Consider the following 1,686-nt stretch of genomic DNA (forward strand, 5'->3'; position numbering starts at 1 on the left):
AACGACTGACTTTACTCTTGCGCAAAACATCTGACTTTTGACAAACGAAACTCAAAGATTACGCGCGACTGACTTTACTCATGCTCAAAAAAACTCTCACTTTTCTAAATTCAAACGCATATCTGTCGTAAAATAAGTCCAACAAAAAAAACACGCATGCCAACATTGTATAAAAATAATGCTTAGTTTAGTACCTAACCAAGAGTAAATGCGCGTTTGGTTGCATCTGATTTTCCTTCGGAAAATCCTCGCACACAAACTACGCACTATTCTTATACGTAACCGTTAGCACACATACAAAAAAACCTATGGGAACATTTATTACTTTAGTTATTATTGGAGCAATTATAGTTTTAATTGCAAAGTCTTCAAAGAAAAATAAGGAACCGAAAAGTAACATAAAGGAACAAAGTCCAATAACAGTTGAAATAAAAACTTCTTATAGTTCAGGTTCAAGTTCAAGTTCAAGTTCAAGTTCAAGTTCGTACCGAGAAGAAAAATTTCCGCCAATTAAACAAGATTCTAATCAAGATTGGATTTTGAATCCTAAATCACCTTTTATTATAACATTACAAAACGCTGAAAAACAAATAGCGGAAAAGCTTCGAACTATTTTAGATGACGATGAAAGTCGCGGATATAAAACAGAGCAAGAAATTGTTGGACTATTTGCACTACACAATTTGCGGATTAAAGAAATAGAATCTTATAAATCAAAATATGCGAAACAATATTTTGAGAAAATTGAGGAATTAAAAAAAGTATCGAAAGATTGGGGAATTTCAGGAATTAAAGACAAAGAAGATATTCTTGTGGATTTTAGAAAAGAGGCTATCAACGAACTTTACGAAAGAGCCAATTGTGATTTAGAAGTATTGTTTGAATACGAACCGAAAGACATCACGATTGACGATGAACTAATAAAGGAATACGGATTTGAAAACATACAGACTTATTTAAGTTATGCAGATAAATTGGACAAAGTTCGTATAATGTCTGCAGATGCTTATGCTCGACCAATGTTTGAAAAACTTTCAGAATCAGGTTTAGCAAAACGTGGAAACGAAATTCCAAATGACGAAATATTATTGACTTTAACGCTTAAAGAACTAAATGAAATTGCAAATAATCCTGAAAAGAAATATTACAGAAAAAAACAAGCTGTAGAGTTTATACTGGAGCAAGGAAACACAGAAGAACTTATTGGAAAGAAGATTTCACTACGTGAACTTTTTAAGTTAAATCCATTGCCAGAAAAATACAATTCTATAAATCTTAACGAACTTTCTCAAACTTGGAAATACCACGAAGAAGAAGTTAAGTTATTAACTCAAACTTTTAGAAATTCATTTTACTCGTGGCGTGAATTGAAAGAGGATAAAGAGTATATTAAAGGCTATACAGTTGAACCATTGCATAATGAAAATGCTTGTCCAAAAGCTGTCGAATGTTCCAAGAAAAAATATTCTAAAAATTCACCACCGAAAGTTCCTTTTCATATTGGTTGTGATTGTTATTTGAATAAAGAATTGGACTTTTGAATTAGAAAACGGAATAAGTACGTGTGCTAACACCGTATATAATTTATTGCTGGCTTCGTGCCTACTTGCGAAAGTCCTCGCGGACTTTCTTTGTCCGTAATTATTTACTAAATTAGTTGCTTGAAACACGCAACAAACCATATAC

1 protein-coding gene is annotated in these 1,686 nt (G+C 32.3%); it reads left to right on the forward strand.

The window, feature by feature from the left end; translation table 11 throughout:
• Positions 1 to 308 precede the first annotated feature (308 nt).
• Complete coding sequence (locus M4I23_RS19420) at positions 309 to 1,541, forward strand: hypothetical protein (protein ID WP_249755514.1); 1,233 nt, start codon at positions 309 to 311, stop codon at positions 1,539 to 1,541.
• The last annotated feature ends 145 nt before the right edge of the window (positions 1,542 to 1,686 follow it).

Origin of the sequence: Algibacter sp. L4_22 (assembly GCF_023473045.1) — a bacterium.
Classification (GTDB): domain Bacteria; phylum Bacteroidota; class Bacteroidia; order Flavobacteriales; family Flavobacteriaceae; genus Algibacter.